This is a genomic window from Paraburkholderia sp. NMBU_R16 (assembly GCF_013282575.1).
Classification (GTDB): Bacteria; Pseudomonadota; Gammaproteobacteria; order Burkholderiales; family Burkholderiaceae; genus Trinickia.
Genome location: NZ_JAAAYE010000151.1, coordinates 1 through 2400, shown reverse-complemented (window position 1 = coordinate 2400; position 2400 = coordinate 1). Strand labels below are relative to the sequence as shown.

Genomic DNA, 2400 nt, shown 5'->3' with positions numbered 1-2400 from the left:
CGCATTCTGCCGCAACCAGCCATACCTCAGCTTGTCGATTCAGAGCGCCTCAAGGGTTCGCTGCGCCGGGCTTACGCCCGCCCTTGACCCGCTAACATCACCCACTCGGAATTCAAAAGAGGCTAAAATATGGAATATAAATTCCATATTTTGCGCCGACGACAACAGAGCACGCCAATCGATCGACTTCCATTTCGATATGAAAGCAGGCAATCACTATAAGGGCCTATCGAACAAGGGAAGCGCTGCGTTGGCGATAGGCGTATCTGTCTGCTTAGTGTTTTTATCGGGCTGTTCTACACTCGATGATAACGGAACGCCAATCATTACATCCGCTCCCACGACGCACGGACGGCAGTCAGTCACATTTGCATCTGCGGAACCTCCCACTGCGCTTACCGAGGACAGACAAAAAGTTGTAGCGGAAGCCATCCAAATGATCGGAACACCGTATCGTTGGGGCGGGAATACGCCGACAACCGGCTTCGATTGCAGTGGATTGGTTCAATACGTCATGCGCCACGCAGCCGATCTAGCGCTGCCCCGCACCACGGATGAATTGAGTCAAGCAGGGGTCCAGATCAGCCCATCGCAATTGACTCCGGGTGACCTTGTTTTTTTTAATACCGAACGGCACCCTCATTCCCATGTTGGTATCTATGTCGGGCATGGTCAGTTTATCAACGCCCCGTCTTCCGGCGGCTCGGTACGCGTCGATCGCCTCGCCAGCGCGTATTGGGCCAACCGGCTGGACGGGATACGTCGAATAATGGCGCCGGCCAATACCGGCCAGCCCACACAGCCCCGGGAAACGATCGCTCGCGAAGATGCGAGCCAAAGTCGATCGAGCTCGACCGGTTCATCGTGGCCGATGCCGGTGCCGGCGGCGCACGACCCGATCGCCGAAGCGCTTGCCCGCCACTCAACCTGGATGGCGGAACAAGGACTCGAGTGAGAAACCTGCGTCATTCGCGTCAGTCGACATCGAGTGCCGATACTCGGTCCATCCGCGCTCGCCACGGCGCGAATATCGTTCAAGGGTATCAATTTTTGGTGGGCACCTGTCGCCGCATCTCTTCGAGTGTTTTCAATGCCAGATCCTTGCTCACATTTATAAAGAAATTATGATTCAAACAATCTTTAATGCCGAAACGATCCGCCCTATCAACCTTTGTCATTTTATTGAACAGCGCCTCCCCAAGATCGCTTTTCAACTCAATCTCCCCAAGCAAATTATAAAGAATCATTCCAATTGAAAAAATATCGCTTTTTTCATCCATGCAAGGGGGCGCCATTAAGCGAGTTTCATAACTCCCTCCTCCTCGATACCTAACCGGCCCATATCGAACTGGGGTCGGCTGTGCAACGGTAGTGGCTACAAGATGGGGCCGAGACTCAGGAGCTTCGTAACCAGGCGTTCCTGACGCAGGCGGTCCTCCGGTTAGCGTCCACGCACCAAAGTCAATAACTTTCACCGTTCCACTTTTGGAATACATGAAGTTTGGTGGTGTCAGGTCACAATGCACAATGCCCGCACGCATTAAATCACCTGCCGCCACAAGCAACGAGCGTATCGTGAATTTGATGAGATTAAATTTCTCATCGTCGCTTACCGGCAGAGTTCGTAAAGTTTGGAGCAACGACATGCCACTTGGGCCATCAATTTTTTCCATGATTAGCAACTTCTTGCTTCCAACGTCAGCGACTCCATACACGCTTACTATGTTGTCTGGAACCGTTCCAGCGCGTTGATAGACGAGTCTCGTCGCCTCGCACTCGCGCGTCAGGAATACATTTATCGCCATCGGGTTCTTTTCGCATGTTATCTCCTTTCCGACAAACAGCGCGCCGTTGCGGGCTTTCAATAGGTGAATAGTAGCAACTCTACCTTTCGCGACGTTCCACTGAATGGGCGTCAGATCTTCGGGGCCATTGAGTAATTTATTGTGCCAGGAGACTTTATACGCGGAGCTAGCATGGCTCGGTCGCGGCGTAGCTGTACGCGGCACTAAGCCATCAAAGTGCGGATGGGTAAAGCTAACAGTAGGTCGCCGATAAGTTGATCGAGTATGGGGGGACGATGCAGCCGCATCGTCCCTCGCGACTGAATACATGCTCCTCGCGCTTGAATGCACGCACTTGTTCGCGCTTGTTGCGCGTGTCACGTTTGCGCTTGAATACATGTCTGCACTTGTCTTCTTGATCGCGCTTGAATACATGCTCTCTCCGGTCGACTGACCTTGCGTCAAGGTCAGCCAACATATTGATAAAATTGGCTCTTTTGAAAATGCAGTGGGTAACGCGGCTCACGAGGCATGCGGGTTGAAGCTGGAGAAATCTAGCTTGCCGGCGATGAGGAACAGCACGGTTCGCATTGTTTCGAAGCGCGTGTAGCCGCGC

General features: G+C 52.9%; 2 protein-coding genes. One reads left to right on the top strand and one right to left on the bottom strand.

Annotated elements, in window-relative coordinates:
• Positions 1-955 (top strand): C40 family peptidase (locus tag GWC77_RS27345; RefSeq protein ID WP_254367221.1); only part of this gene is annotated, 955 nt, incomplete at its 5' end.
• A gap of 88 nt (positions 956-1043) precedes the next feature.
• Here GWC77_RS27345 and GWC77_RS27340 read toward each other — a convergent pair.
• On the bottom strand, positions 1044-2114 hold the full coding sequence (locus GWC77_RS27340; RefSeq protein WP_173262498.1) for a protein kinase family protein: 1071 nt from the start codon (positions 2112-2114) through the stop codon (positions 1044-1046).
• Between the last annotated feature and the right edge of the window lie 286 nt (positions 2115-2400).

Excerpts from the sequence above, each read along its gene's own strand:
- GWC77_RS27340 (WP_173262498.1), bottom strand. The coding sequence starts at position 2,114 with ATGTATTCAGTCGCGAGGGACGATGCGGCTGCATCGTCCCCCCATACT.